A 24974-nucleotide genomic window follows, 5' to 3' on the forward strand; every position below is an offset into this window, starting at 1 on the left:
CCCTTGGAGTTTTAAGGAGGGGAATTCATGGATATTCCAGACTACGACAAGGCGTTGTACTACACATTATGGGGACAGTGGGATGATCTTCTCGTTCTAATGGTCCGCACAAAAGACGATTTGCTATCTAAGAAAATACAGAATTTCTTGCACGCTTATCACTATTCCCTAGATGAACAAAAAATTATCGATTCACACGACAACCTTCTTTACTATATAGACCACGCAATGAAATACACACCCGAAACCGCCTTAAAAATGTAGATAAAAAAACGCATTTGCTGTTCTTTTAAGCAAATGCGTTTTTTCTTATGACGACAGGAAAACAAATTATGTATCTTGATGAAACCTTCATAAAAAATAGCGATAAATCCGTTATTCCCAACCTGTATCATCACATGTTGGAATTATCTTTGTGGTTATGACCATGTTTTTTCCCATTATTGTGGTTGCTGTTGTTATGATGGCTACCTGATTTAGGCTCTTTGTCATTACCACGCTGTTTCCCCTTGTCCTTGCCATTTCCTTTACCGTGGTTTTTCTCTTGGTGCTTATCGTTTGTTTTGTCCTTCCCCTTGGTGTCTTGCTTGTTTTGACTTTTCTTGTCTTTTCCATTCATGCCAGGGTGTTTTTCTTTATTATTTCCCTTGATTTCCTTTGATTCTTTGCTCTTTTTAGGATGATTTTCTTTATGCTTATTCTTTTTTTGCTCATTACTATTTCTGTTCTTTTCTAATGAATTACTTTTTGAGGTGTTTAATTCTAATTCCTCATTATCAGCATTGTTAGTATCATCTTGTATAACCTGATTTGAATCTTTCTCGTTTGTCACGTCAGCTTTAGCGTTTTTATTAAGGTAAAATGATTGCAATACTTGACTATCCTCTTCTGTGACAATTGATTGTAACTCTTCATCAGGTTCTTCGGTAACCTTTTTAGCTAATGCTTCATTCATCGATTGATTATTTTCTTCTGCTACAACTCTAACGTCTTCGGGAATCTTAATGGTAACCAATTCCCAATCAGTCGTTTCAAAGCGTTCATCAATCCTATTAATAATCGGTTCTGTTTCTGTTTCCTTTATGTAATGAACACCAATCAAAACATTTTTAGCTGAATTGACAAAGCCTTTATCTTCACTTTTCATCATAATAATAGCAATGGCATCATCAATCTCTTTTCCGGTTAAATCACCAAGCTCATGGATAATTAATTCTGCCTCTTCATTAAAGGGAGTTACATTGGTAATCTCCAAGCTACTATTCACTTCTAGTTCCATACTCGGGTTAATATCAATATCCACATATGCATATGCTTCATCCCCATTTACTACCATATACAGCGGAAATAACATAATTAAACATATACATGCAATAGCTATAACACGCACAGTGAAAAACTTTTCCCTTAATCTAGAAGAGTTTTCATTTTTCGTAAAAGGCTCATAGGCAACTTCAAAACCAATTTCGGCTCCTTTAACCGGATAAGCTTTTTCAAATAAACCATCGTGTGTCATTACAATGGTATATTTCTGATGCTGCTCCATGACTATTCCTTTTTTCACTGGCCCACCCCTTTCAAATAGTCATTAAGAAACACATAATCCTCTCCAAGAATAATAAAAATGGCTAAAATGAATTTCCGATTACGCTCTAACGTTTTTTTACTCACATCAACTTTCTTAGCCAATTCTTTTATCGGGAGTTTTTTCTTTTTTTCGACATATTCACTTAACATTTTATCATCTCGTATCATTCTTGCAATACGAACTGCACTATCTCGTGCATCACGATGCTTTGGTGAAACTTCGACAAGATCTTGAAGTGATAGCTTATACATGGCCAGTTTGTTCTGAAATTCAAGAATCTCTTGTCTACGATACCATGCTTCTTGTTCTAGTTGATACTTGCTCTTAACTGCTTCTACTTCGGTTGGATTCTCCATTTTCTCTTCATCATAACTTTCGTCAAACGATATGGTTACAGGATATTTATTTTGATAACGAATATAATCAATTACTTTACGTTTGACGATTAAGCTACTAAAGGTTAAAAAAGAGCTCCCACGATCTGGTGAATACAACCGTATTGCTTCATTAAATGCTGACAAGCCAATACTAAACTCATCATCTCGCTCTGGATCAATGTATCGTTTACAAACTTCGGATACTGTTTTAGCAATAAAGGGTTGGTATGTCTTTAATAAGAAATTATGTGCGGCTTCATCACCTTTTTGTGCTTGATCAATTAGTTCTTCTATTGGGATGTCTTTTAACATTTCTCGTGTCAAAGTAGACCACCCCTAGCATTCATATATTTCGATTCTGCTACAATTTTTTTGGGTGTGTCGAATAGCTTATTTATTATTATATATTGTTTTATATTTAAACAGGTCATTTTTAACCCACCATACTTTACTAATTTTCCATTTCAAGAATATGACTATCTTACAGTACAAGTATTACAGGGAGTGTCACAAGAGGATTACATTTTGTTTAAAAATAGGTAACTTTCCCTATAAAAAAAGAAGAGACGAAATATCTCTTTCTTTTTATCGGTAGCTTTATCGAATTGTGGAAGCGTTTTAGATAATATTATGAAACGCGAAAAAGAAACTACATTATTACTTCGTCTAGGTCTAATAGGGTAAGTGAAGGTTCACTCCTTCTGAATAATAATAGTCAATAGGTACGAAGAGCCCTACCTTTCCGTGTTCTGTATGATTTAAGGTTGCAAATACAACCCCAATTACTTGGCCTCTTTCATTTATAATAGGACTTCCACTGTTTCCACGATATACTGGTGCATCTATCATGAGAACTGGTAGATTCCAACTAGTTAATTGGGTATATCCGATTATGGTTCCTTGATTTGCTATTCCATTGAAAGCAAGTGGGTTTCCTATGAAATTTATTTTTTCGTTTTCTTCAAAAACGGTTTGCTCTGCTAGCTCTAGGTACGGTAACTTCTCTTCACTTTCTGTTTTAAGTAACGCTAAATCCACATCTGGATAGGTTTCTAATACATCTGCATTATATAAGCCTAAATTAGGAAAAGCGACTGATACGTGCTTCTCATCATCCACTACATGGGCATTAGTTAAAATATACCCATCTTGATTGATAGCAAATCCAGTCCCTTTACTATCCTGTGTTTCCACTACGACTACAGCTTCTTTGTACGCTTTTATCTCATCATCAGCCGATAATTTCGCCGAAGTAATTAAAAAATCAATTGCTGGAATCGAAAAAGTCTTTGGAAAAAATGCTACAACATTAATTAGCATTGCAATAGCAATAAGCCAAAACGTCCATTTAGGAAACGGACGCTTTGGCTTTTTATCTTCCATAGTAGATTTGATGAGTGCTTCTTTACGAGCTTCCTCAACAATTTCTAGTAGCTCTTCCTCATCAAATTCCTCATATAAATCTTCATCAATAATGTCAGGCTTTTGGTCATTATTACGTTCCATCACGCTCACCCCACATTTGTCCTTCCGTACTAAACAGCTCGTTGTGATATCCCTTGCTGCATTTTGTACATTTGGTAGTATGTTCCTTTTTCAGCGATTAACTGTTCATGGTTACCTTCTTCAATAATTTTACCATGTTCTAGGACAAAAATGTTATCCGCTTGTTGAATCGTTGATAATCGGTGGGCGATTACTAAAGTAGTTCTTCCTTTTTTCAAAACTTCTAGTGCATGTTGAATGACATTTTCCGTCTCCGTATCAATATTAGCTGTTGCCTCATCCAATATTAAAATAGCCGGATCAAATGCAAGTGCACGTGCAAAGGAAATAAGCTGTCTCTCACCTAAGGAATACGTGCTTCCTCCTTCTGTCACTCGCTCATCATATTTTTTCGGTAGCTTCTCGATAAAACGGTCTGCACCTACTGTTTTTAATGCTTCAATTGCCCGTTCTCTACTAATCTTCGGATCGTTCATCGTAACATTGGATATAATCGTTCCGGAAAATAGAAATGGATCTTGTAATACTATCCCCATATGACTTCTAACCTGTTGTCTGGACCAATTACTTGTATCATGGCCATCAATCGTAATTTTTCCTTTTTGCGGATCATAAAATCGGAATAATAGGTTCATAATCGAACTCTTTCCAGATCCTGTATGACCAACAAAGGCAACGGTTTCTCCATCCTTTATGGAAAGGGATAAGTCTTTTAATACATATTCTTCCTTCTCATAAGCAAAGGAGACGTTGTCGAATTTGATATTCCCCTTATAACGTGGAATTTCCTTCTGATTTACTTCTTCTCCATCTAAATCTAATAATTCAAATACACGACCACCTGCGACCCTTGCCTGCTCTAATAATGGTAGCTGGTTCACAATATCATTTACCGGTTCAAATAATCTCGTTAATAAATCCACGATAGCATAGAGCATACCTATCGAGATTATCGTCTCCAAATTTAATGAGCCGGTGCCAAAATACCAAATAAATGCTACAAAAGCAATATTTCGAAAGACTGTTACAAGGTTATAGGACGTAAGTGCACTTAGCTTCAATAGCTTTCGCTGATACTTAAAGTGTCTCGTATTTAATTCTTCAAATTCTTTCTTTGTCTGTTTCTCTCTTCGGAATGCTTGAATAATAGTCATCCCTTGAATGGCTTCATTAATCTTACCGTTTATCTCACTTATCGTGGACCGGATTACTTTATTATATTTCGTTCCAAAGAATTTATAGAATCGCATCCATACTAGTAGTAATGGAATCAAGAGCAAGAACCACACCGCAAGCTTCGCATTTAAAATAAATAATGCAACAAAGATTCCAGCCATATAGATAGCACTCGTAACAATAATACTTAAGACACGTTCATAAAGATCACGGATTGCCTCTGTGTCATTTGTCACACGTGCCACAATCTTCCCTGCTGGTTGATTGACGTAGTAATTAATTGGAATTCGTTGCGTATGCTCAAAAATATCATTACGCATCTTTTTAACAATCTGATTCGAAGCTTGTTGTAATAAAAATGTTTTATAAAACTGGAAAATACCAGCAATAAGTAGCAACCCAATGTATAAAGCTAATAACCATAAAATCGGTCGTTGTTCTGGTTGGAAAAAGCTATAAATGTCACTTACAGAGATTTTTTGCCCTGTAAAGGTTGTTACTTCTTCTTGTGACTTCACAGAAATTGTATTATCCTCTACTGTTCGCTCCCCAAGTATTGGAACTTCTCCTTCTACAAGGTAGTATTCCTTACCAATTTGCAGTAGGGAGTTGGTACTAATTATTTCATCCTCTTCATTCATACGATCTGCTCTCTTATAATACCGTTTATTGAATTCGACCGTATTTCGGTCATTGTCACCGCTTATTTCATACCATGTACCTTCTATACCGACAATGTGATCATCAATAATTGTCTTGGCAATTAAAGGTCCAGCTAACTCAAGAGCCGTTGCAATGATTAAAAATAAAATACCGATGATGATTTTCTTTTTAAATTGTAGTGCATATTGAAATAGTCTTTTCTCAGTAGATTTCTTTCGCATTAGGAGATCGCCTCCTTATCACCTTCAAGCTGCTGTTGTTCATACTGTTCCTTATACCATCCATCATTTTGGATTAATTCTTCATGTGTACCCTCTTCGGCAATAATTCCATCTTCTAACACAATAATATGGTCAGCATGTGTAACAGCGGATAACCGATGGGCAGCAATAAAGGTTGTTTTGTTTTTTCTTTCTTCTCGTAAATGCGCAATAATCTTTGATTCTGTTTTTCCATCTACAGCAGATAACGAATCATCTAGTATTAAAATTTCTGGATCCTTAATAAAGGCCCTCGCTAAGGCTACACGTTGTTTCTGACCACCGGAAAGGGTTACACCACTTTCTCCTACTTTCGTATCCAAGCCTTGTGGCAACTGCTTTATATCTTCAACAAAATGAGCTAGCTCCATAACGCGATAAATTTCCTCATCTGTCGCATCACTTTTACCAAATTGAATATTTTCTCTAACACTTTTCGAGAACATCACTTGGTCTTGTGGAACATAACCAATCCAAGAACGAATTTGATCCAAGCTCATCCGCTCTAAATCAACTCCGGATACTTTGATTTCACCAACTACTCCTGGATATTGACGGAGCATTAGCTTAAATAATGTCGTTTTACCGGAACCAGTTTTCCCTACTACTCCTATAGTCTGCCCCTTCGTAATGGAGAGGTTTATATTCTCTAGTTGATTTCGCTTTGTTCCCGGATAGGAGAAGGAAACATTGGCAAATTCTATTGTCTCTACTTCTGTTACCGACATTGGCTTCTCTGGGTCCTTTACATCGGCTTCATAGCCAATTGTTTCATTAACACGGTCCAAGGATGCATTACCACGCTGTAAAACATTGATTAATTCTCCTACAGCAAACATTGGCCAAATCAACATTCCTAAGTAAACATTAAAGGAAACTAAATCCCCTAAGGAAATCACATTTTGAAATACAAGTACTGTCCCATATCCGAGACCAATTGTATAAGATAAGCCAACTAGAATTTTCATCGTTGGTTCAAACATGGCATCAATTTTTGCAACTGCAATATTCTTTTGATACACATCCTCTGTCATGGCCTCAAAACGGTCCTTATCCTGCTTCTCCTGAACAAAAGCACGGATTACCCGAACACCACGAATAGATTCCAATACCTCATTATTCATATTTCCAAATGCAGCCTGTGCCTCAGTAAAACGAGCATGGATCGCTGCACCGTATTTATTCATAATAATAGCCATTATTGGAAGTGGAATTAAGGCAGCAAGTGTTAACTTCCAGCTTATCGAAAACCCCATCATCGCAATGAGCATAAACATAAAGGTCGTCGAGTCTACTAAGGTTAAGACTCCAAATCCAGCAGTTTGGGCAATGGCTTTTAAATCATTGGTACTTCTTGCCATCAAGTCACCTGTTTTGTATTTCCCGTAAAATGTTGGTGTCATGCGAAGAAAATGATTAATTAACTTTGAACGAGTCCATCTTTCCAAAATCACCGCCCCACTGAATAACGTATAATCCCAAATAAAGGAAACACTATAGTGGACTACGATTAATACCAGGTAACCGACAACTATTATCGTAAGTAGCTGGGAAGTTAATGTCTGAAATTGAATATGATCTATCGCATATCCAAGAAGTCTAGGCGGGATTAGTCCGATTGCACTAGCGATAATCAATGTAATAATGGCAAACGTATACCGCTTCCAATAATGCTTAAAAAACCAATCTAACTTTTTAAAAACCTGAAACATTACGTATCACCTTCTTTATCTCTTTCGTTGCTATTTTTGAATTGCTTTTAGCTGCTTTACATATTCAACCATTAAAAAATGCATGCGCCAATGACGCATGCATGTAAACGAACAGAATAGCTCTCACTAATCCCTTATATTACAAAAAGGCCACAGCACATGGGTGACCTTTTACAAAACGGAATATATTCTACCTTAAATCGAATCAAATTTCGTTCTTGTAAGAGGTCATATAATTATTCAATTGTAAAGCAACGTTGTTTACGATAATGATGTTTTTCATTTTGATGACCTCCTTTTCTTAATTTTGAATACTTTTTTAGTATAAATTGGTAATAATGAATAGTCAACATTTTTTTAAGATAAATTGTTTTCAAATATATTGACCTATACTCATACTAACAAACTTTTGTGCATTCTTTTCACCTTACCCTTTTCTTTTCCAGGTAACTCATAATTTTTTCAATAACCTACATACTAAACTCTAACCAGTGTTTTTAATGGAGGTTCCTATGTGGAAAAGAAATAAAGAAAATAAGGATACTATTTTCCCGGTTACAATTGATAAGCTAGAAAAATTGTTAGTAGATAAATTCAACAACAATCCCAATTTAAAGTTCTCAAAATACAATATAAACGATAAAAAAGTAGCTGTCTTTTTCATTGACTATCAAGTAGAGATTGATAAAATACAGCAATCCCTACTTCAGCCTCTACTTAATATGGATAAGAAAATAACCAATAGTACGCTACTTTATGAACTACCATTAAATTCTGGTTCTACCTCGCACACCTTACAGGATGTCTTAGAAAAATTAGTCACTGGCGAGGTATTTATCTATATAGAACTTGAATCTGAGATTGTCAGCTTTTCAATGATTTTAAAGGAAAGTCGTAATATCGAAAAAGCGGAAACAGAATCATTAGTACTTGGTCCAAAAATTTCCTTTACGGAATCACTTTCCAAAAACATGAATATTATACGGTCTCGAATTATTTCAAAAGATTTAGTATTTGAAGAAGTGAAGATTGGGCACTTATTTCCACGTGATGTTCGATTAGTTTATTTAAAATCCATTGCAAATGAAGTCGACGTCAATACAATGCGCCAACGACTTAATGAATTAGATGTAGATGAGATTGAAGATACAATTGTATTAAAACAATTTATGGAGGATTCACAGACGAACCTTTTCCCGCAATTTGTTGAGACGGAATTACCTGACCGTTTTACTTACAATATTACAAGAGGAAAAATCGGTGTCTTAGTTGAAAATAGCCCAACAGCATTTATTGCACCGGCTACTCTTTTTTCCTTTTTGGAATCGACAGAGGATCTGTATATGCGTTGGCAAGCAGGGTCCTTTCTACGGATTATGCGATTTATGGCGATGATTTTCTCTGTGTTGATTACACCAACCTATGTGGCCGCAGTGACATACCAATATGCTATTATACCAACGCAATTACTTATATCAATTGGGCAAACTAGGGCTGCCGTACCGTTTCCTCCAATATTTGAGGCCTTACTTCTGGAATTTTTACTAGAATTACTACGAGAAGCCGGTGCCAGACTACCAACAAAGGTTGGTCAGACAATGGGTATTGTAGGTGGTATCGTTATAGGTCAAGCAGCAGTAGAAGCCGGTTTAACCAGTAATATCCTCATCATCGTTGTGGCAATGAGTGCATTATCATCCTTTACAACACCTAGTTATTTATTTGGTACAACACTTCGAATCATTCGTTTTCCATTAATTGTACTTGCTGGAATATTAGGCTTATTAGGTATTGCATTCGGGCTATGTTGGCTCATTATCCATATGCTACGACTAACATCCCTTGGCCGTCCATATTTAGCACCGCTTTATCCATTACAAATTAAAGATTTTAACAAAGTGTTCTTTAGAGCACCCTTGAACTATTCCAGTCGGAGAGCTAAAACCTATCGTCCCAAATCTATTATTCGTTTTAACAAAAAAGATGCCAAGCAGAAACGTGATATCAATGAGTAGGTGACATATGGAAATCAATCTGAATGTTAAGACCAATTTACAAATACGGGCATTTTACCTATTTTTTATCATCGCCGGATTACAGCTCGGTGTTGGCATAATAGGTGCTCCGCGCTTTATCTACCTGGAGGCAGAACGTGATTCATGGTTAGCTATACTGATTGCATTTCTGTTTACTTGTCTAGTGGTTGCTGCTATGTTTACTATTCTCAATCAATATGAAAATGCCGATTATTTTGGAATACATGTAGATGTGTTTGGAAAATGGCTTGGAAGAATATTAGGAACACTATTCATTTTATATATATGCATAAGCTTTCTTTCGATCCTAATGACCTACATTCAAGTTATTCAAATCTTTTTATACCATGCTCTTCCCAATTGGGTACTAACCGTTCTTATTATGATTCTTGTTGTTTATGCTGTATTTGGGGGAGTTAGAGTTGTAGTTGGGGTAACCTTTATACTCTTTATCATAACCTTTTGGTTAATTGTTACACTCTATGACCCGTTTATACGAATGAATTGGTATAACTTCTTACCATTGTTCCAATCTTCTTTTCCTGAGCTATTAAAAGGTGCTAAGGCTACCGCTTATACGTTATCAGGATTTGAGATTCTAATGGTTATTTATCCTTTTGTCAAAAACAAAAACAAAGCCAAATTACCGACATTTCTCGGTCTTACGTACACTGCAATCGTTCTTATTCTCGTTACCATGATATCGATCGGTTACTTTAGTCCAACAAGGCTAAAGAATATTAATTGGGCTGTACTACTATTAGTGAAAAGTACATCGTATACGTTCCTCGAACGTCTAGACTATATTGTAGTAGTAGGATGGTTACTGGTCATTATTCCAAATCTCGTCTTATTAATGTGGGCAATTGCACACGGAATGAAAAGAATGTATTCTATTTCTCAGAAAAAAACCCATTGGGTCGTGACAATCTTGATTTTAATCATCGTGAATTACTTTCGATTTGATTACCAAATTACCGCCTTAACCGATTGGGTAGCCAAGTTAAGCTTTTGGGTCGTATATATATATCCGTTTATTTTGTTACCTTTAGTCTTGTTGAAGAAGAAATGGAAAAACAAAAAAGGCAGTGGTTCATCATGAAACGTTTACGTATCTTACTATTGCTCGGTATCGTTCCTATATTAAGTAGCTGTCTTGAAACAGCGCAATTAGAAGATCTTGGCGTGATTACCGCTCGTGGTGTTGATCGTATAGAAAATCAAGAAATTGAAATGAATATGGCTATATTACAATTTCAAACCAATTTTACTCATCCTACTACCGTCGTTAAAGGAGTATCGGACACCATTAAGGGAGCAAGGGCCGATGCTAACCAGAAGGTAAGTCAATATTTAGTACCTGGGAAAATGCAGCTCGAAATATATGGTAAGGAACTCGCACAATCCGGGGTCAATCCTTTCACCGATACGTTAATACGAGATGCAGCGATTCCTGATACATTGTTATTAGCTGTCGCAGAGGAGAAAGCTAGGGATATTTTTCATATCCAAGTTGAAAATATTTCCACTAACCTTGGAGAATTTTTGCATGGATTAATTGAGCCATCAGGTGAATCTCAAATATTTCCTAGTGTAACCCTTCATAAGTTTGCCGTTATTATAAATAATGAGGGTGTAGATCCAATATTACCCATGATGGGTGTTCGTGATGATATCCCGACAATTACTGGCATAGCGCTATTTAAAGACGATAAAATGAAAGGGCAACTCCCTATCGAACTGGAACACCTCTTTACCATTATGGATCGTCCTCAGACTGGAGAATTACTTGAATTAATCATTCCTCGCGAAGCCGTTTCTGAATATCTAATGAATTCTGAGGAAGCGGAGAAGATAGGTGAGATAAGACTCGTGTTCTTAATCGAGCATGGAACTACGAAAAAGGTTCTTACAGACAAAGAAAAGCTTACATTTGATACGAACATAAGGCTTGATGTAAGCTTACAAGAAATCTCCAGCAAATATAATTTAGATGATCCGAAAGCAATTAATAGCTTAGAAAAGGAAGTAGAAAAAGTACTAACAGCCCAATATGAGGATATTCTGGAATATTTAAAAGAAATCAATGCGGATAGTTTCGGATATGGAACCGTTTATCGAATAAATAATAAGGATGGAAAATTAACCGATAAAGAATGGGACGAAAAGTATCCTAAACTTGATGTAACCTTTAATATTAATGTTAATATTATTCGACATGGAACTATAAATAAGTAGGGGTACGAAGAAACCCCTACTCATTTGCATATGACGTTAGTTGCTTACACATAACGATTAGCTATAATACTGTGCACTTTCTGTCACTTCTTCTGAAACTAACCCGGATAACACATGAACCCGTAGAATGAATCCTACTAGTTTAGCTTCCTCATTCTCGACAGCTAATGGATATTTCGATTCCAAGGCTTTCGGGATAAGATCATGAATATATTCATCTTGTTGAACGGTGACATAATCAGCACGTAAAATATCTACTAACGTTTTCTTCTCTTTTTTTGCTTGTATTGCATCATCAATGGTAATGATTCCCTTAACACGACGACCTCTATCAACAACATAGACACTGGAGATACCGTTGTCTTCCATTTCTTTAATTGCTACATTTAGCCCATCCTTTAAGGATACTAATGCATTCGGTTTAATCATAATATGTTCTGCCTGAAAGACTTTAGAACGGTCAATATCTTTAATAAAATCTGAGATATAATTATTTGCCGGGGCTTCAATAATCTCCTCCGGCGTTCCAACCTGTACCACATGACCATCCTTCATAACCGCTACCCTATCACCTAATTTAAATGCTTCATTTACATCATGAGTGATAAAGATAATGGTCTTTTGCAGTCGCTCTTGGATATCTAATAATTCCAGTTGCATCTCCCTACGAATTAGCGGATCAAGCGCACTAAATGGTTCATCCATGAGTAAAATATCTGGGTCATTTGCCAATGCACGTGCAAGCCCAACACGTTGTTGCATCCCACCTGAAAGCTCATCTGGATACTTATCTTCATACCCCTTCAGGCCTACTATCTCAATATTTTTTAAGGCAATCTGTTTTCGTTCTTCTTTGGATACAGCACGTATTTCTAGACCATATTCAACATTAGCCAATATCGTCCGGTGGCTAAATAGACCAAAGTGCTGGAAAACCATTGCAATTTTTTCTTGCCTAATCTTTTTTAAATCTTGCTTATTTGATTTCGTGATATCGATACCATCTATATAAATAGAGCCTGCAGTTGGCTTGTTTAATAGGTTAAAACAACGGATTAGGGTAGATTTTCCGCTACCAGACAAGCCCATAATAACAAATACCTCACCCTTTTTTATGTCTAAAGATGCGTCATAAACGCCTACCGTGTGTCCTGTTTTTTCCAGAATTTCTTCTTTCGTCTTCCCTTCCTCAACTAAGGGTATAACAGACCTCGGCTTTGATCCAAAGATTTTCGATACATGATCTATTTTTATCTTCGTCTCCATTAACTAATCCCCCTTTGGAACTTAGCTGCCACACCATTTGTCACCCGGTCGATAATAATCGCTAGAAATACGATACTAATACCTGCTTCAAATCCTAGTGCTATATCAATACGATTTATCGCAACGAGCACTTGCTCACCTAACCCTTTTGCACCAACCATGGAAGCAATTACTACCATTGCGAGTGCCATCATCGTAGTTTGATTCACTCCAGCCATAATCGTAGGCATTGCTTGTGGGAGCTGTACTTTGCGTAGCATCTGCCCCCTTGAGGAACCAAAGGATTGCGCGGACTCAATGACTTCTTTGTCTACCCCTCGTATCGCAAGCTCTGTTAACCGTATAACTGGTGGTAGTGCATAGATTAGTGTCGCAAATATTGCTGATACATTACCAAGCCCAAAGAAGAAAATAGCTGGAATCAAATAAATAAAACTTGGCATTGTTTGCATGGCGTCTAGAATCGGGCGCATGATATTGGAAAACCCTTTATTAAAGGCCATCCATATTCCTATCGGTATACCAATTATTAAGCAAATGATGACCGCTACGACTATTATTGCTATCGTAGTCATCATATCCTCCCATAACCCGAAGCTTCCAATTAGGAATATAAAGATTGCAAATAGCACCCCTGAGAAAATCGATTTAAAGTACCACCCTAGTAAAAAGATAACGATAATAAAGCTCCACCAAGGCATGGCTACAAGCATATTGTCAATAAAATTAATCGTTCTAGAAGAAATAAAATAAATTAAGTCAAATAAACCTTCTAAGTTTGTAGCTAAGAAACTAACAAACTGATCCACATAATCTCCTATATTCGTACGTATATCTGGAAAGCTCCCCATTAGTAGACTGCATGACGCAGTCCCTTCACCTCACTTTTTATTCACTATAAATTAGAAAGCAGCCAACCAACAGGCTAGCTGCTATGGGCTTTACTGTATTGCATTCTTAACCTTATCTGATACCTCTTCTGATACCCAGCTAGTCCATATATCTTCATGCTGATTCATCCACCAAACGGCTGTGTCATAAGCATCTGCACCATTCTCATCCATATACACCAACGCTTCTTCTGTAAGTTCACTACTTGTCTCATAGTGACTTAAGAAGTCGTACACTTCTGGCACTTGCTCCTTAAAATCCTTATGAACAGCTACCACAACATCATTCGGAGGGAATTCCGTCGCTTTTGATTCATTCCAAATTGCTTCTTCATATGGTGCTTCCTCTAGTAATGTTAAGTCATATTTCGCCGTTATTAATGTAGGTTCCCAGTAGTACCCTACCCATGGCTTGCCCGATTCGTAAGCATTAACTAAATCCGCAACTGCAGCAGAGTCAGAACCTGGCATAAAGTTATTCATCGTTTCGTCTAATCCATAAGCCGTAAATTTATCATCAATAGCTTCTGCAACTACCCATCCACTCGGGGCATTAATAATACGACCACGTCCTGGATCTTCTGGGTCTTGAAACACATCAGGGTATTTCTTTAAATCCTCTACTGTGCGTAAATCCGGTGCTATAGGTTCAATACCACGTTCCGCATCTCCTTCGATAACATAGGTAGGAACATACAATCCTTGATTATTATCATTGAAGTTTACCGATACCGTTTCAAAGTCTCCAGCCTCTGTTGCTTCTTCATATAATTCTTTAATATTATCTGTCCATATTTCCATATAGGCATTAATATCACCTTGACGAAGGCCCTGTACTGTTGCTGTCGAAGATCCGGATGTTACTTCTGTATCATAGCCAAAGCCTTCTTCCATAATTATTTGTGCAATACTATTATGAATACGAATACTATCCCACCCTGCATCTGCTAGAACAATCTTATCAAGCTCACCATCTGAACTAGATCCACAAGCAGAAAGGATTATCAATATACTAGCTAAAAATAAAATGCCAATCTTTCTCATTAATATAAGCTCCTTTATCGTTTACTTTTTTTCGAATCCATGATAATCCCACACGAAATAGATAATATAAAATTCCTAATTATCCAAAAATTATAAGTATAATTATTCCGCTCTAATCTAAACCGCTATTTTAAATGAAAGGTGAAAACACTATCCACTTTAGAGGAGAATAATAGAAATGGTGTGGGGGTAATGAAAGAATATACCATGAATACAACAACATCTATTATGTTACTGAAATATTCCTATTCTATCAAACGGCATAAGTATGGAAATTATTGAATTATGTTACATTTTCCAAGCTTAAAGTTATATAAACATATAAAATTAGCTTTATTACCACCGATTCTCTCTATAACTAACGTATACTCCTGTTTTACTTCTCCATCATCTTGTGACAATAGTGGTCATTATACTATGCCAAGTCAGATTCGATCCATCCATCACGTTATCCCCTCAACTGCTTGCATTTTCAAGGTGATAATCATTGCATCTCCATGTATACCTTGCTATGATATAATAGTTCAATACGTGAACTATTCAAAACGTGAACCATATTACATCATTAGGGGGTGCTATTACGTGGAATTAAAGGATCTCGTGGAAAGGTATCAGAGCGCAATTACCCACGTTTATCGACGAGTAAACATTATTTTAAAAGAAAAAATCCAATCCGATATAACAACTGATCTATTTACGACATTACATTTTATTTATAAGCGAAAAAAATGTACCAGTACGGAAATAGCAACTGAATTTGGAATTGGCAAAAGTGCTGTTACAGCGCAAATTAATAGACTTTATGAAAAAGGTCTAATTGAACGTGATCGTGATGACGATGATAGAAGAGTGATTTATTTATATGTATCAGATAAAGGGATAGATTTTGTTGAAAATACGGAAAAGGAACTCTTTCAAGAGCTAGGCAATTATTTAGGAGATTTTGATGAGAAAGAAATTTATACCTTTATTTGTTCATTAGAAAAATTAGCTGAGAAAATGAAAGTAGAATAAGGAGAGGAAATGTCGTATGAAACAAATCATTCGTTTACGATGGTTCATAGCCGCTGCTTGGATAATAGCTGCTGTCGGCTTATTTATCTTTGCCCCTAACCTCCAAGAACTAGTGCGGGAAAAGGGACAAATTACTGCACCAGAAGATTCACCATCATCTCAAGCAAGTAAGCTTATTGAATCGATGTCTGATGATAGTACCTCGAATTCCGCAAGTGCTGTTCTAGTGTTTCACGAGGATAATGGATTTGATGATGAAAAGAGAAATGAAGTAATCGAGGCGATTGATCTACTAGAAGCAGATCAGGACAAACTGGGGATTTCTGATGTATTAGCATTTCATACAGATCCCGCTATTGAAGAACAAACCGTCTCTGAAGACGGGAAGACGATAATTGTTCCCTTTCAAGTATCGTTAGAAAATCAAGAAATAGAAGAAGCCCGTGAAGGAATCTATACGGCACTTGAATCTATTGATCTAGAACATTACTTAACTGGTGAATCATTTATTACCAAAGACATTATTATTAATTCTGAAGAAGGTTTAAAGAAAACGGAGCTTATTACCGTTGGATTAATTCTTATCATATTATTTGTTGTCTTTAGATCCTTTATCGCGCCATTTATTCCGTTATTAACAGTAGGTATTTCTTATTTAGCTGCTCAAGGAATCGTGTCCATTTTAGCAGATAAAGTAGATTTCCCACTGTCCACCTTTACCCAAATATTCATGGTAGCCGTCATGTTTGGGATAGGGACAGACTATTGTATTCTATTAATTAGTCGATTTAAAGAAGAAATGGCTAATCACGATACGATCAAAGATGCCGTATTACACACATACAAGTCTAGCGGTAAAACTGTGCTATTTGCAGGAATTGCCGTTTTAATTGGCTTTTCTACCATCGGCTTATCAACCTTTTCATTATATCAATCTGCTGTTGCTGTAGCGGTTGGTGTAGCCGTCGTATTAATTGCCTTAGTCACATTAGTACCATTTTTCCTAGTTGTTCTCGGAAAAAAACTGTTCTGGCCTTTTGATAAATCCGTTTCTCATAAGGATAGTAAATTATGGGGATCGATTGGTACACTCGCATGGGCTAGACCAATTATTGCATTAGCGATTATTGCGGTGATTATCGTGCCGGCTTTATTAAGCTATCATGGTGACAAATCGTATAACTCTCTAGAAGAGATTGGAGAGTCCTATGACTCTGTAAAGGGATTTAATTATATAGCAGATAGCTTTGGACCAGGTCAAACGATGCCAACTACTGTTGTATTAGAAGCCGATCAACCTGTAGATACGGCGGAGGCATTCCAACAAATAGAGACTCTCTCGGAAGCAATTGCCAAAATAGAAGGAGTAGAGCAGGTTCGTAGTGCAACTCGACCAACTGGCTCCATTATAGATGATTTTCTTGTAGACAATGTTACCGGCCAGCTTGCTGATGGAATTGGCCAAAGTACCGATGGTTTATCTGAAATCCAAGCCGGATTACAGGACGCTTCAGGCGAGTTGAAAGATGCAGAACCTCAATTGCAGGAAGCACAAGATGGAATCGATCAATTATTAGAAGGAACGGCGTCAGCTAATGACGGAATTGGTGAAATTCAAACCGCACTTCAGGACATTCAAACAGGTATCAATTCCGGAGCTCTTGGTGCTGGAGAAGCGAAGGCTGGTCTAGAGCAAATAAAAGATAACCTTGATCAGACAATCGAAGGAAATAAAGAATTACTAAAAGGTTACCAAGAAGTGGCGAAAGGATTAACCGAGCTTAATGACGGACAGTTTAGCACAATAAGTCAGCTTCCTGGAACAATCAAACAAGTTTATAACAGTCTAAGTACTGTATTAAGCAATCATCCTGAATTACAGCAGGATACGGATTTCATGACGGCTTATATGACATTAGAGGAGCTTTCAAAACATACAGAACCGTTAGCAGATATCCAAAATATGATGCAAACGAATGTTATTATTCCTTTAAAACAATTAAATGATCAACATGAACAGTTCAACCTAAACCAATCAATTCAAGCACAAGAACAATTATCTGCTGGTATCGGCGAATTAATAGGTGGTATTGAACAACTAGAATCTGGTCTAAGCCAAGCCGCTAATGGGCAAGGACAAGTAGTAGCCAATATACCTAGCTTACGCGATGGATTATCACAAATTTATGGTGGGCAGGAAGAACTGAAGACTGCTTTTGAAGATATGCAAAGTCAATTAGGCGAACTATCATCCGGCCTGTCAGAAGGTGCAGATGGTTTACAGCAAGTTGGCGATGGTCTATTACAAGTTAAAGGATATCTAGAAGACATTGAAACAGATACGAACAATCCAATTGTCATGATTCCGGAAGAAGCTTTAAATAATGATGCATTTATAGAAGCTGCTAATATGTATCTGTCTAATGACAAAACGATTGTAAAATTTGAAGTCGTCTTTGGTTATAACCCTTATTCGACTGATGCTTTAAACATGATTGAAAAAATTAGTGACAAAGTGGACGAAGCAAAAAGAGGTACCATTTTCGAAGCAAGTGATGCGTTATTAGGTGGAATCAGTAGTACGAATCATGACCTACAGAACGTGTCAGATGAAGATTACGCTAAAACAGTGTTATTTATGATTATTGGAATCTTCATCATCCTGATTATTTTACTACGTTCGATTATTATGCCAATCTATCTAATTGGATCGTTAATCTTAACTTACTTTACGTCCATGGCTATAGCCGAAATTATTTTTGTTAATATAATGGGGTATGATGGACTTACATGGGCAGTACCATTCTTTGCCTTTGTAATGTTAACCGCTCTTGGTATTGACTATAGTATTTTCTTAATGGATCGCTTTAATGAATATCGTGATGGAAATTTAAAGGATGCCATGTTAACAGCAATGAAGAAGATGGGAACAGTTATTATTTCAGCAGCTGTTATCCTAGGTGGTACATTTGCTGCCATGCTCCCTTCAGGAGTACTTTCTATCTTACAAATTGCTACCGTTGTCCTTCTTGGATTATTCTTATATGCCCTAGTGATGTTACCACTGTTCATTCCAGTAATGGTAAAACTATTTGGTAATGCAAACTGGTGGCCATTTAAAAAGAATTAATTACCCTAATAAAAAGCATGTGGAATCTTATTTTAGGTTTCACACGCTTTTTCTTTATAACTAATCTATCCGATCCTTTTCTCTAGCCAACTTATCTCGTGATTTAGTCTCTGGTGGTTGTTCTAGCCACTTATTTTTAATCATGATGTCTACTCCACTTTTGGAATAGGCAGCTACCTCCAAGGATAATCGCTCATAATTAAGCATGAGGTCGCTTCGTTGGCTTGCTGCAGCTGCAGTGGCATAGTTTCCAACCCCTGCTTGCATTAATAAAGAGACATGGAACATCATCATTTTATCAGAGAAGGTCCACGTTGTTGAATCACTAACAGCTACATCAGGTACCTCAGGAGCTTCGATATCCTCCTTCATTAACAAATCGTTAAATAGTTTAAGATGTTTCTTCGCAATTTCCTTTCCTCTTAGCATGAATTCCTGTACTTCTTTATTTGGAGAGGTTTGGGCAAAAGAAATACAAAGCTTCATTCCTAAAGCATTGGTCATAATATTCATATATAAATAGGAAATTTCTATAGCATTTAGTGGTCGCTTCTCATTAAAAGGATTTAAACCACTTAAATATTGTTTACTACGGACATAATCCGCTTCTTTAGGCACCATAATATATGGATGCCGTGCATTAACCCCTTTTTCTAGTTGAATATCTAATGTTCGATTATATAGTTCGGCTGTGGATTGTAATGCTTGTGTATAATAATCTCGTATATCCTTTCTCGTACACATCGTAAGAAATCCACTGTAGGCAACCATCCCTACCCTTGCCATATGATTCACATAGTTTAAGCAGAAAATATCCGTATATAGCCATGGCGCTTCCATATTCACATCGTTTTCCTCAAATGCCATCGGTACCGCGTAATCTTCTTTTTCAAATATCTCCTTCATTTTCTCTAAATGAGATATAGAAAGCTCACTAGCATGCTGAACAATAGGAATAATATCGCTATCTTCTAAATCCTTCAACATATAAAGCAGTACCCATTTTGACATACTGTCATTCATGTAATTAGTCCAGAGTGAGGCTATTTCTCCTGAAGTTAAATTTATATTATTATTCACGGCTTACCTCCTAAGCATGGTTCATAATTACGTATATTATCTCCTACCTTTTCTTTTTTATCAGATTTCACCTCATTAAAAATGTTCTTGCCTCACTTAAGAGACAAGAACATGCTCATACACTTATTTAACGGAATCTTTGATTATCTCAACTACTCGATCACGTGATTTTTCACTTTGAAATTCTTTCATTTTGTCTAGCATGATTGGTGCTTGCTGAACTAATTTCTCTAGTTCCTTTACGAGGGTATCATCTGTTAAATCCTCTTCCTCTAGAACCCGAGCATAGCTCTTATCTTGAAATGACTTCGCATTAATAATTTGATCCCCTCTACTTGCTTCTCTTGATAGCGGAATAAGTAGCATTGGAATTTGTAGTGCTAAAAATTCAAATATAGCATTCGATCCTGCACGGGATAGGACGAAATCTGTTGCTGCAAATATATCTTTTAGCTCTTCATTTACATATTCAAATTGTATATAGCCATCTTTTTTAATGGAATCATCTATTTTACCAGTTCCACAAATATGAACAACTTGGAATTGAGGTAGTATTTCATCGAGTGTGCCTCGAATGGTTGCATTTATTTTTTCAGAACCACCACTACCACCCATAATTAACAACACTGGCTTGGTCCGATTGAATCCACATAATGCAAGTCCCTTGTCTTTATCACCTTGAAATAGCTCCTCGCGAATAACTGCACCAACATATTCCGCTTTGTTCTCGGGTAAGTATTTCATTGTTTCTGGGAAGGTTGCTAGCACTTTCTTCGAGAATGGAATGGCTAGTTTATTAGCAAGACCCGGTGTGTAATCCGATTCATGAATGACTGCCGAAACACCTCGCATTTTAGAAGCAAGAACAACCGGAACAGATACAAAACCACCCTTAGAGAAAATAACAGCCGGCTTACGTTTCCCGATGATTCTCCAGGCTTGAAGTGTACCTTTCATTACTTTGAATGGGTCTTTCATATTTTCTATCGACATATACCGTCGTAATTTTCCAGTTGAGATTGGATAATATGTGACACCCTCTAACTGTTCAATTAATGTGCGTTCAATTCCATTTTTAGAACCAATATAATCAATTTCCCATCCCTCTCGCTGGAATACAGGAATTAATGCCAAGTTGACAATAACATGTCCTGCAGAGCCACCGCCTGTGAATAGAATTCGTTTGTTTTTCATAATATCTTGAAGTCCCCTCTTTCCAATTACTAAAAAAGCTTTAGAAATGCCTACTTAGCGACGCAAACGAGAATTCAAGAGGCCCTGATTTCTTACTTTCGCTAGACATCTTTCTATACACTTTCTTTTCTTTCCACATCATCGTATAATTACGTTTATGCATGATAAACCATTACCTCTCTATCCTATTAAAAAATATCGGAAAAAGGAAGCATTATATGTATCAGACTAACAGTTTAAAACAAAAGTTGAAATTATTTATCTATATTTTCTTTCCCATTTTAATTACACAAGTAAGCTTAAACCTAATGACCTTCTTTGATACAGTCATGTCTGGGCAGGCTGGAGCAGAAGATTTAGCAGGAGTAGCTATAGGCTCTAGCTTATGGGTACCTGTATTTACTGGGATTAATGGGATTTTACTAGCAATTACCCCGATTATTGCCCATTTATTAGGTGCGAAAGAGGTCCAATCTATCAGTCAAAAAGTACAACAGGCCATCTATCTTTCCATCGGGCTAGCAGTTGTCATCCTACTCATTGGATTCATTCTACTAGATCCAGTTCTCCAAATGATGAGTTTAGAAGCGAATGTGAACCATATCGCCAAGTATTATCTTATTACATTAGGTACTGGTATTATTCCTTTATTCATCTTTAATACGTTAAGAAGTTTTATTGACGCTTTAGGACAAACACGCATATCGATGGTGATTATTTTAATCGCTTTACCAATTAATATCCTATTTAATTATATGTTTATCTTTGGTAAGCTTGGTGTGCCTGCTTATGGCGGAATTGGAGCTGGTATTGCAACAGCACTAACCTATTGGGTGACCTGTGTTATTGCCTTTCTGATTTTAGCTAGGATGCATCCATTTCGTGGTTATAGCTTGTTTACAAAATGGGTCAAGCCTAAGGTTACGGATTGGTTAGAGCAATTAAAGATTGGTGTACCAATCGGATTTGCCATTTTCTTTGAAACCAGTATATTTGCTGCTGTAACATTGCTGATGAGCACATACAATACCAATACAATTGCAGCTCACCAGGCTGCTATGAATTTTGCCTCACTTCTCTATATGATTCCGTTAAGTGTTGGAATTGCATTGACAATCACTGTTGGATACGAAGTCGGTGCCAAAAGAATGCATGATGCAAAAATCTATGGTCTTCTAGGAATAAGTGGTGGAATCTTTATTGCATTATTCAATGGTGCCATCCTCTATATTTTCCGAGAAGGGGTAGCTGGATTGTATAATTCAGATCCAGATTTGATTCATTTAACGGTTCAATTTATTGGCTTTGCAATTGTGTTTCAGGTTGCCGATGCTTTTGCCGCTCCTATTCAAGGAGCACTACGAGGCTATAAAGATGTGAATATGACCTTAGTTATTGCCCTTGTTTCTTATTGGGTGATTGGTTTACCAACAGGATGGGGACTTGCTAACTTCACTTCCTTGGAACCATTTGGCTATTGGGTAGGCATCATCGTCGGCTTAAGTGCAGGCGCTATTGCCTTATTAGGAAGACTGATATTCATTCAGAAAAAATACCAGAAAGAAATGATGGACTCATCTGCTAGTTGATTGGTGGATGAGTTTTTTCATTTTTCGTTCCCTATCTAGAAAGCAGTGCTCATCAAAAAAACGCTTGAAATAGCAATTACCGAACATGTTAGATTTTCACTCTAACTTCTATATATCGGTACAGAATTCCAAGCGTTTTTATTTATTCTCTATTATAGGACCCTTCAATGTACTACTTATAACCAATTGAACCTTCCAAATCATAATTCTGTAGTTCTTCCTTTTTTATATCCTTATGTTTATCATCTATAATTTCATAATCAAATTGCAACACTTTATCATGGGAAAAGTATGTGTATGTTATAGATAGTTCATTTTCAAAAATCACGGTTGTATAAAATTGTGGAGCTTTAAATCCAAAAACCCCTTCAACAGATGCTAATTCGGATTTATCATATCCCTTTTCATTGATAAGATAATTAGTCACTCTTTTTTCATAGATATATTTGTTTATTTCCACATACAAAAACGGAGACAAGAAAATGGCTAGGATAATAAGGAACACAATTAAGGATACCTTATGAAACATCGGCATCTTATTTTTTTCAAATGCCAATACGAATACCTCCACTTCTACTAAACTATTCGTTATCACTAGAAGCACCAAATCTTACAAAGCCTTTCTCTTTACGAACTTCCGTTATGAACTTTGCCAACAATATTCTGAATCAATATGTTGTTCTATCTAGATTATCTTTGAATCGTTAGGGAATTCATTCGTCCCGAAGCACTGCTTATTCCAAAAATATTTCAACTGAAGTAGTACGTGTTTAAATTTGTATACTCTATAACGATTATACCATATTTGTAATTAAATTCTAAATTAACTAATAATTATAATGTAGTTAGTATGAAGTAGTTGCGTATAAACGTCTCAGAATAAAGATTAATTCAAAAAGGCTTGAGGTCCTATTCCTCAAGCCTTTTGATTGTGTCCTTATATGGTTAAATAAACAAACCTGCAATGGTTGCCGACAAGATAGAAGCTAAAGTTGCTCCTAATAAGAGTTTTAGCCCAAACTTGGATACTTCTCCACCCTTTTCTCGGTCAATTCCCTGAACTGTTCCGGCAATAATTCCAATGGATGAAAAGTTAGCAAAGGATGTTAAAAATACAGTTACAATCCCTACTGTTTTTTCTGATACTTGTCCTAACAATGTTTGGAATTCTAACATGGCTACAAATTCATTAGTTACAATCTTAGTTCCCATGATACCACCAGCTTCTATTACTTCGCTAGCTGGGATACCCATTAGAAAACCAATCGGTGCTAGTACATAGCCGAGTATTTGTTGAAGGGTAACACCAGCAAAAATAGCTTGAATAATCCAGTTAACAAGCTCCAATGCAGCGATAAATGCTACTAGCATCGTACCTACGATTAGCGCAATTTTACCACCTTCTAATGCACCATTTCCCATCGCTTCGAATATACTCTTATCATTAGAAACATCTGAAATATCAACCTTATCCTCCGCTTTTGGAACATGCACTGGCGCAATTACCGATGCAATGATTAAGGCGCTAAACATATTTAATGGTAATGCCACTAATACATATTCTGCCGGTAACATTTGCATATATGCTCCGACAATAGATGCTGAAACAGACCCCATCGCAGAGGCACTGACAATGTATAAACGATTCGCTGTTAAGTGATGGAACTGTGAACGAATAGCAATTAAAGCCTCGGACTGTCCAAAGAAAATACTATTCACTGCATTAAACGATTCTACTTTCGGCAGCCCCGTAATTTTAGAAATAAGTCCGCCTAAATATTTGATGATCATTGGAAGTATCTTCAAGTAAGTTAAAACAGATAATATAGTAGCAAAGAAGATAATTAACAGTAAGACATCAAAGAAAAAGACGCCATCTTCTGCTTGCATGACACCACCAAGTATGAAATCGACTCCTGCATTACCGAATTCAATCAATTTGTTAAATACAGATGATATGCCATTAATAATCGTTTGACCGATCGTTGTAGAAAACATGAACCATGTAATGAGGAGTTGGGCAATAATCATAACTCCAATTCCTCGATAATTAATTAAGCTACGTTGATTTGATAATAAATAAGCAATAACTAAAACGACAATGATTGCTACTATCCCAAGAATAATATTCATATGATGTATTTCCTCCTAAGTTGTCTACATTACTCTATTAGTAATACCCAATTTAAATTGTAATAACAGGAATAAAGA

At 36.5% G+C, this 24974-nt stretch carries 19 protein-coding genes; 7 read left to right on the plus strand and 12 right to left on the minus strand.

Translation table 11 applies throughout. The features are described from left to right. Window positions 1–27: 27 nt before the first annotated feature. Window positions 28–264 (plus strand): YhdB family protein, encoded by a 237-nt coding sequence (locus MKY78_RS02950; protein WP_186869278.1) that lies wholly within the window; start codon window positions 28–30, stop codon window positions 262–264. A 130-nt stretch (window positions 265–394) separates the two neighbouring features. On the opposite strand, the gene MKY78_RS02955 is transcribed toward MKY78_RS02950, so the two are convergent. From MKY78_RS02955 to MKY78_RS02975, 5 genes are all read right to left on the minus strand, one after another. Then, the gene (locus MKY78_RS02955; RefSeq protein ID WP_339216064.1) at window positions 395–1564 is read right to left on the minus strand and encodes a hypothetical protein; all 1170 of its coding nucleotides are present in this window, start codon (window positions 1562–1564) and stop codon (window positions 395–397) included. Then, window positions 1561–2289 (minus strand): RNA polymerase sigma-I factor, encoded by a 729-nt coding sequence (sigI, locus tag MKY78_RS02960; RefSeq protein WP_339216066.1) that lies wholly within the window; start codon window positions 2287–2289, stop codon window positions 1561–1563. The genes MKY78_RS02955 and sigI overlap by 4 nt, the downstream gene beginning before the upstream one ends. A gap of 348 nt (window positions 2290–2637) precedes the next feature. After that, window positions 2638–3471, minus strand: coding sequence for a serine protease (locus MKY78_RS02965; protein WP_339216068.1), 834 nt, complete (start codon window positions 3469–3471; stop codon window positions 2638–2640). Between the two features lie 29 nt (window positions 3472–3500). Next, window positions 3501–5531: an ABC transporter ATP-binding protein gene (locus tag MKY78_RS02970; RefSeq protein WP_339216070.1), complete on the minus strand. Its 2031-nt coding sequence runs from the start codon at window positions 5529–5531 to the stop codon at window positions 3501–3503. After that, window positions 5531–7282, minus strand: coding sequence for an ABC transporter transmembrane domain-containing protein (locus MKY78_RS02975; RefSeq protein ID WP_339216072.1), 1752 nt, complete (start codon window positions 7280–7282; stop codon window positions 5531–5533). The genes MKY78_RS02970 and MKY78_RS02975 overlap by 1 nt, the downstream gene beginning before the upstream one ends. Before the next feature lie 512 nt (window positions 7283–7794). Here MKY78_RS02975 and MKY78_RS02980 point away from each other — a divergent pair. From MKY78_RS02980 to MKY78_RS02990, 3 genes are read left to right on the plus strand one after another with little or no spacing between them, the layout of a single operon-like run. Beyond that, window positions 7795–9297, plus strand: a complete 1503-nt coding sequence (locus tag MKY78_RS02980; protein ID WP_339216073.1) for a spore germination protein — start codon at window positions 7795–7797, stop codon at window positions 9295–9297. Window positions 9298–9304: 7 nt separating this feature from the next. Beyond that, on the plus strand, window positions 9305–10420 hold the full coding sequence (locus MKY78_RS02985) for a GerAB/ArcD/ProY family transporter (RefSeq protein ID WP_339216075.1): 1116 nt from the start codon (window positions 9305–9307) through the stop codon (window positions 10418–10420). Further along, the gene (locus MKY78_RS02990; RefSeq protein ID WP_339216077.1) at window positions 10417–11556 is read left to right on the plus strand and encodes a Ger(x)C family spore germination protein; all 1140 of its coding nucleotides are present in this window, start codon (window positions 10417–10419) and stop codon (window positions 11554–11556) included. Before MKY78_RS02985 ends, MKY78_RS02990 begins: the two co-directional genes overlap by 4 nt. Window positions 11557–11613: 57 nt before the next feature. On the opposite strand, the gene MKY78_RS02995 is transcribed toward MKY78_RS02990, so the two are convergent. From MKY78_RS02995 to MKY78_RS03005, 3 genes are all read right to left on the minus strand, one after another. Further along, window positions 11614–12822, minus strand: a complete 1209-nt coding sequence (locus tag MKY78_RS02995) for a glycine betaine/L-proline ABC transporter ATP-binding protein (protein ID WP_339216079.1) — start codon at window positions 12820–12822, stop codon at window positions 11614–11616. Continuing rightward, window positions 12822–13673 (minus strand): ABC transporter permease subunit, encoded by an 852-nt coding sequence (locus MKY78_RS03000; RefSeq protein WP_339216081.1) that lies wholly within the window; start codon window positions 13671–13673, stop codon window positions 12822–12824. The genes MKY78_RS02995 and MKY78_RS03000 overlap by 1 nt, the downstream gene beginning before the upstream one ends. Window positions 13674–13763: 90 nt before the next feature. Continuing rightward, window positions 13764–14756: an ABC transporter substrate-binding protein gene (locus MKY78_RS03005; RefSeq protein ID WP_339216082.1), complete on the minus strand. Its 993-nt coding sequence runs from the start codon at window positions 14754–14756 to the stop codon at window positions 13764–13766. Window positions 14757–15338: 582 nt separating this feature from the next. Between MKY78_RS03005 and MKY78_RS03010 the strand changes: the two genes are divergently transcribed. Both MKY78_RS03010 and MKY78_RS03015 read left to right on the plus strand, forming a co-directional pair. Then, window positions 15339–15770: a MarR family transcriptional regulator gene (locus tag MKY78_RS03010; protein WP_186869267.1), complete on the plus strand. Its 432-nt coding sequence runs from the start codon at window positions 15339–15341 to the stop codon at window positions 15768–15770. 16 nt (window positions 15771–15786) lie between these two features. Next, the gene (locus tag MKY78_RS03015) at window positions 15787–18900 is read left to right on the plus strand and encodes an MMPL family transporter (RefSeq protein WP_339216084.1); all 3114 of its coding nucleotides are present in this window, start codon (window positions 15787–15789) and stop codon (window positions 18898–18900) included. Window positions 18901–18960: 60 nt separating this feature from the next. Here MKY78_RS03015 and MKY78_RS03020 read toward each other — a convergent pair whose 3' ends face one another. Both MKY78_RS03020 and MKY78_RS03025 read right to left on the minus strand, forming a co-directional pair. Further along, a complete protein-coding gene (locus tag MKY78_RS03020) occupies window positions 18961–19980 on the minus strand; it encodes a DUF3231 family protein (RefSeq protein ID WP_339216086.1) in 1020 nt (339 codons plus the stop codon). A 123-nt stretch (window positions 19981–20103) separates the two neighbouring features. Continuing rightward, complete coding sequence (locus tag MKY78_RS03025) at window positions 20104–21174, minus strand: undecaprenyldiphospho-muramoylpentapeptide beta-N-acetylglucosaminyltransferase (RefSeq protein ID WP_186869264.1); 1071 nt, start codon at window positions 21172–21174, stop codon at window positions 20104–20106. A 218-nt stretch (window positions 21175–21392) separates the two neighbouring features. Between MKY78_RS03025 and MKY78_RS03030 the strand changes: the two genes are divergently transcribed. Continuing rightward, window positions 21393–22763: an MATE family efflux transporter gene (locus MKY78_RS03030; RefSeq protein ID WP_339216088.1), complete on the plus strand. Its 1371-nt coding sequence runs from the start codon at window positions 21393–21395 to the stop codon at window positions 22761–22763. Window positions 22764–22935: 172 nt separating this feature from the next. On the opposite strand, the gene MKY78_RS03035 is transcribed toward MKY78_RS03030, so the two are convergent. Further along, window positions 22936–23319, minus strand: a complete 384-nt coding sequence (locus tag MKY78_RS03035; RefSeq protein WP_339216090.1) for a DUF3139 domain-containing protein — start codon at window positions 23317–23319, stop codon at window positions 22936–22938. A 389-nt stretch (window positions 23320–23708) separates the two neighbouring features. After that, window positions 23709–24896 carry a nucleoside transporter C-terminal domain-containing protein gene (locus tag MKY78_RS03040; protein ID WP_339216092.1) on the minus strand — a complete coding sequence of 396 codons (1188 nt, stop codon included), beginning with the start codon at window positions 24894–24896 and terminating at the stop codon, window positions 23709–23711. Window positions 24897–24974: the final 78 nt, after the last annotated feature.

The organism is Ornithinibacillus sp. FSL M8-0202, assembly GCF_037975285.1.
GTDB lineage: Bacteria > Bacillota > Bacilli > Bacillales > Amphibacillaceae > Ornithinibacillus > Ornithinibacillus massiliensis.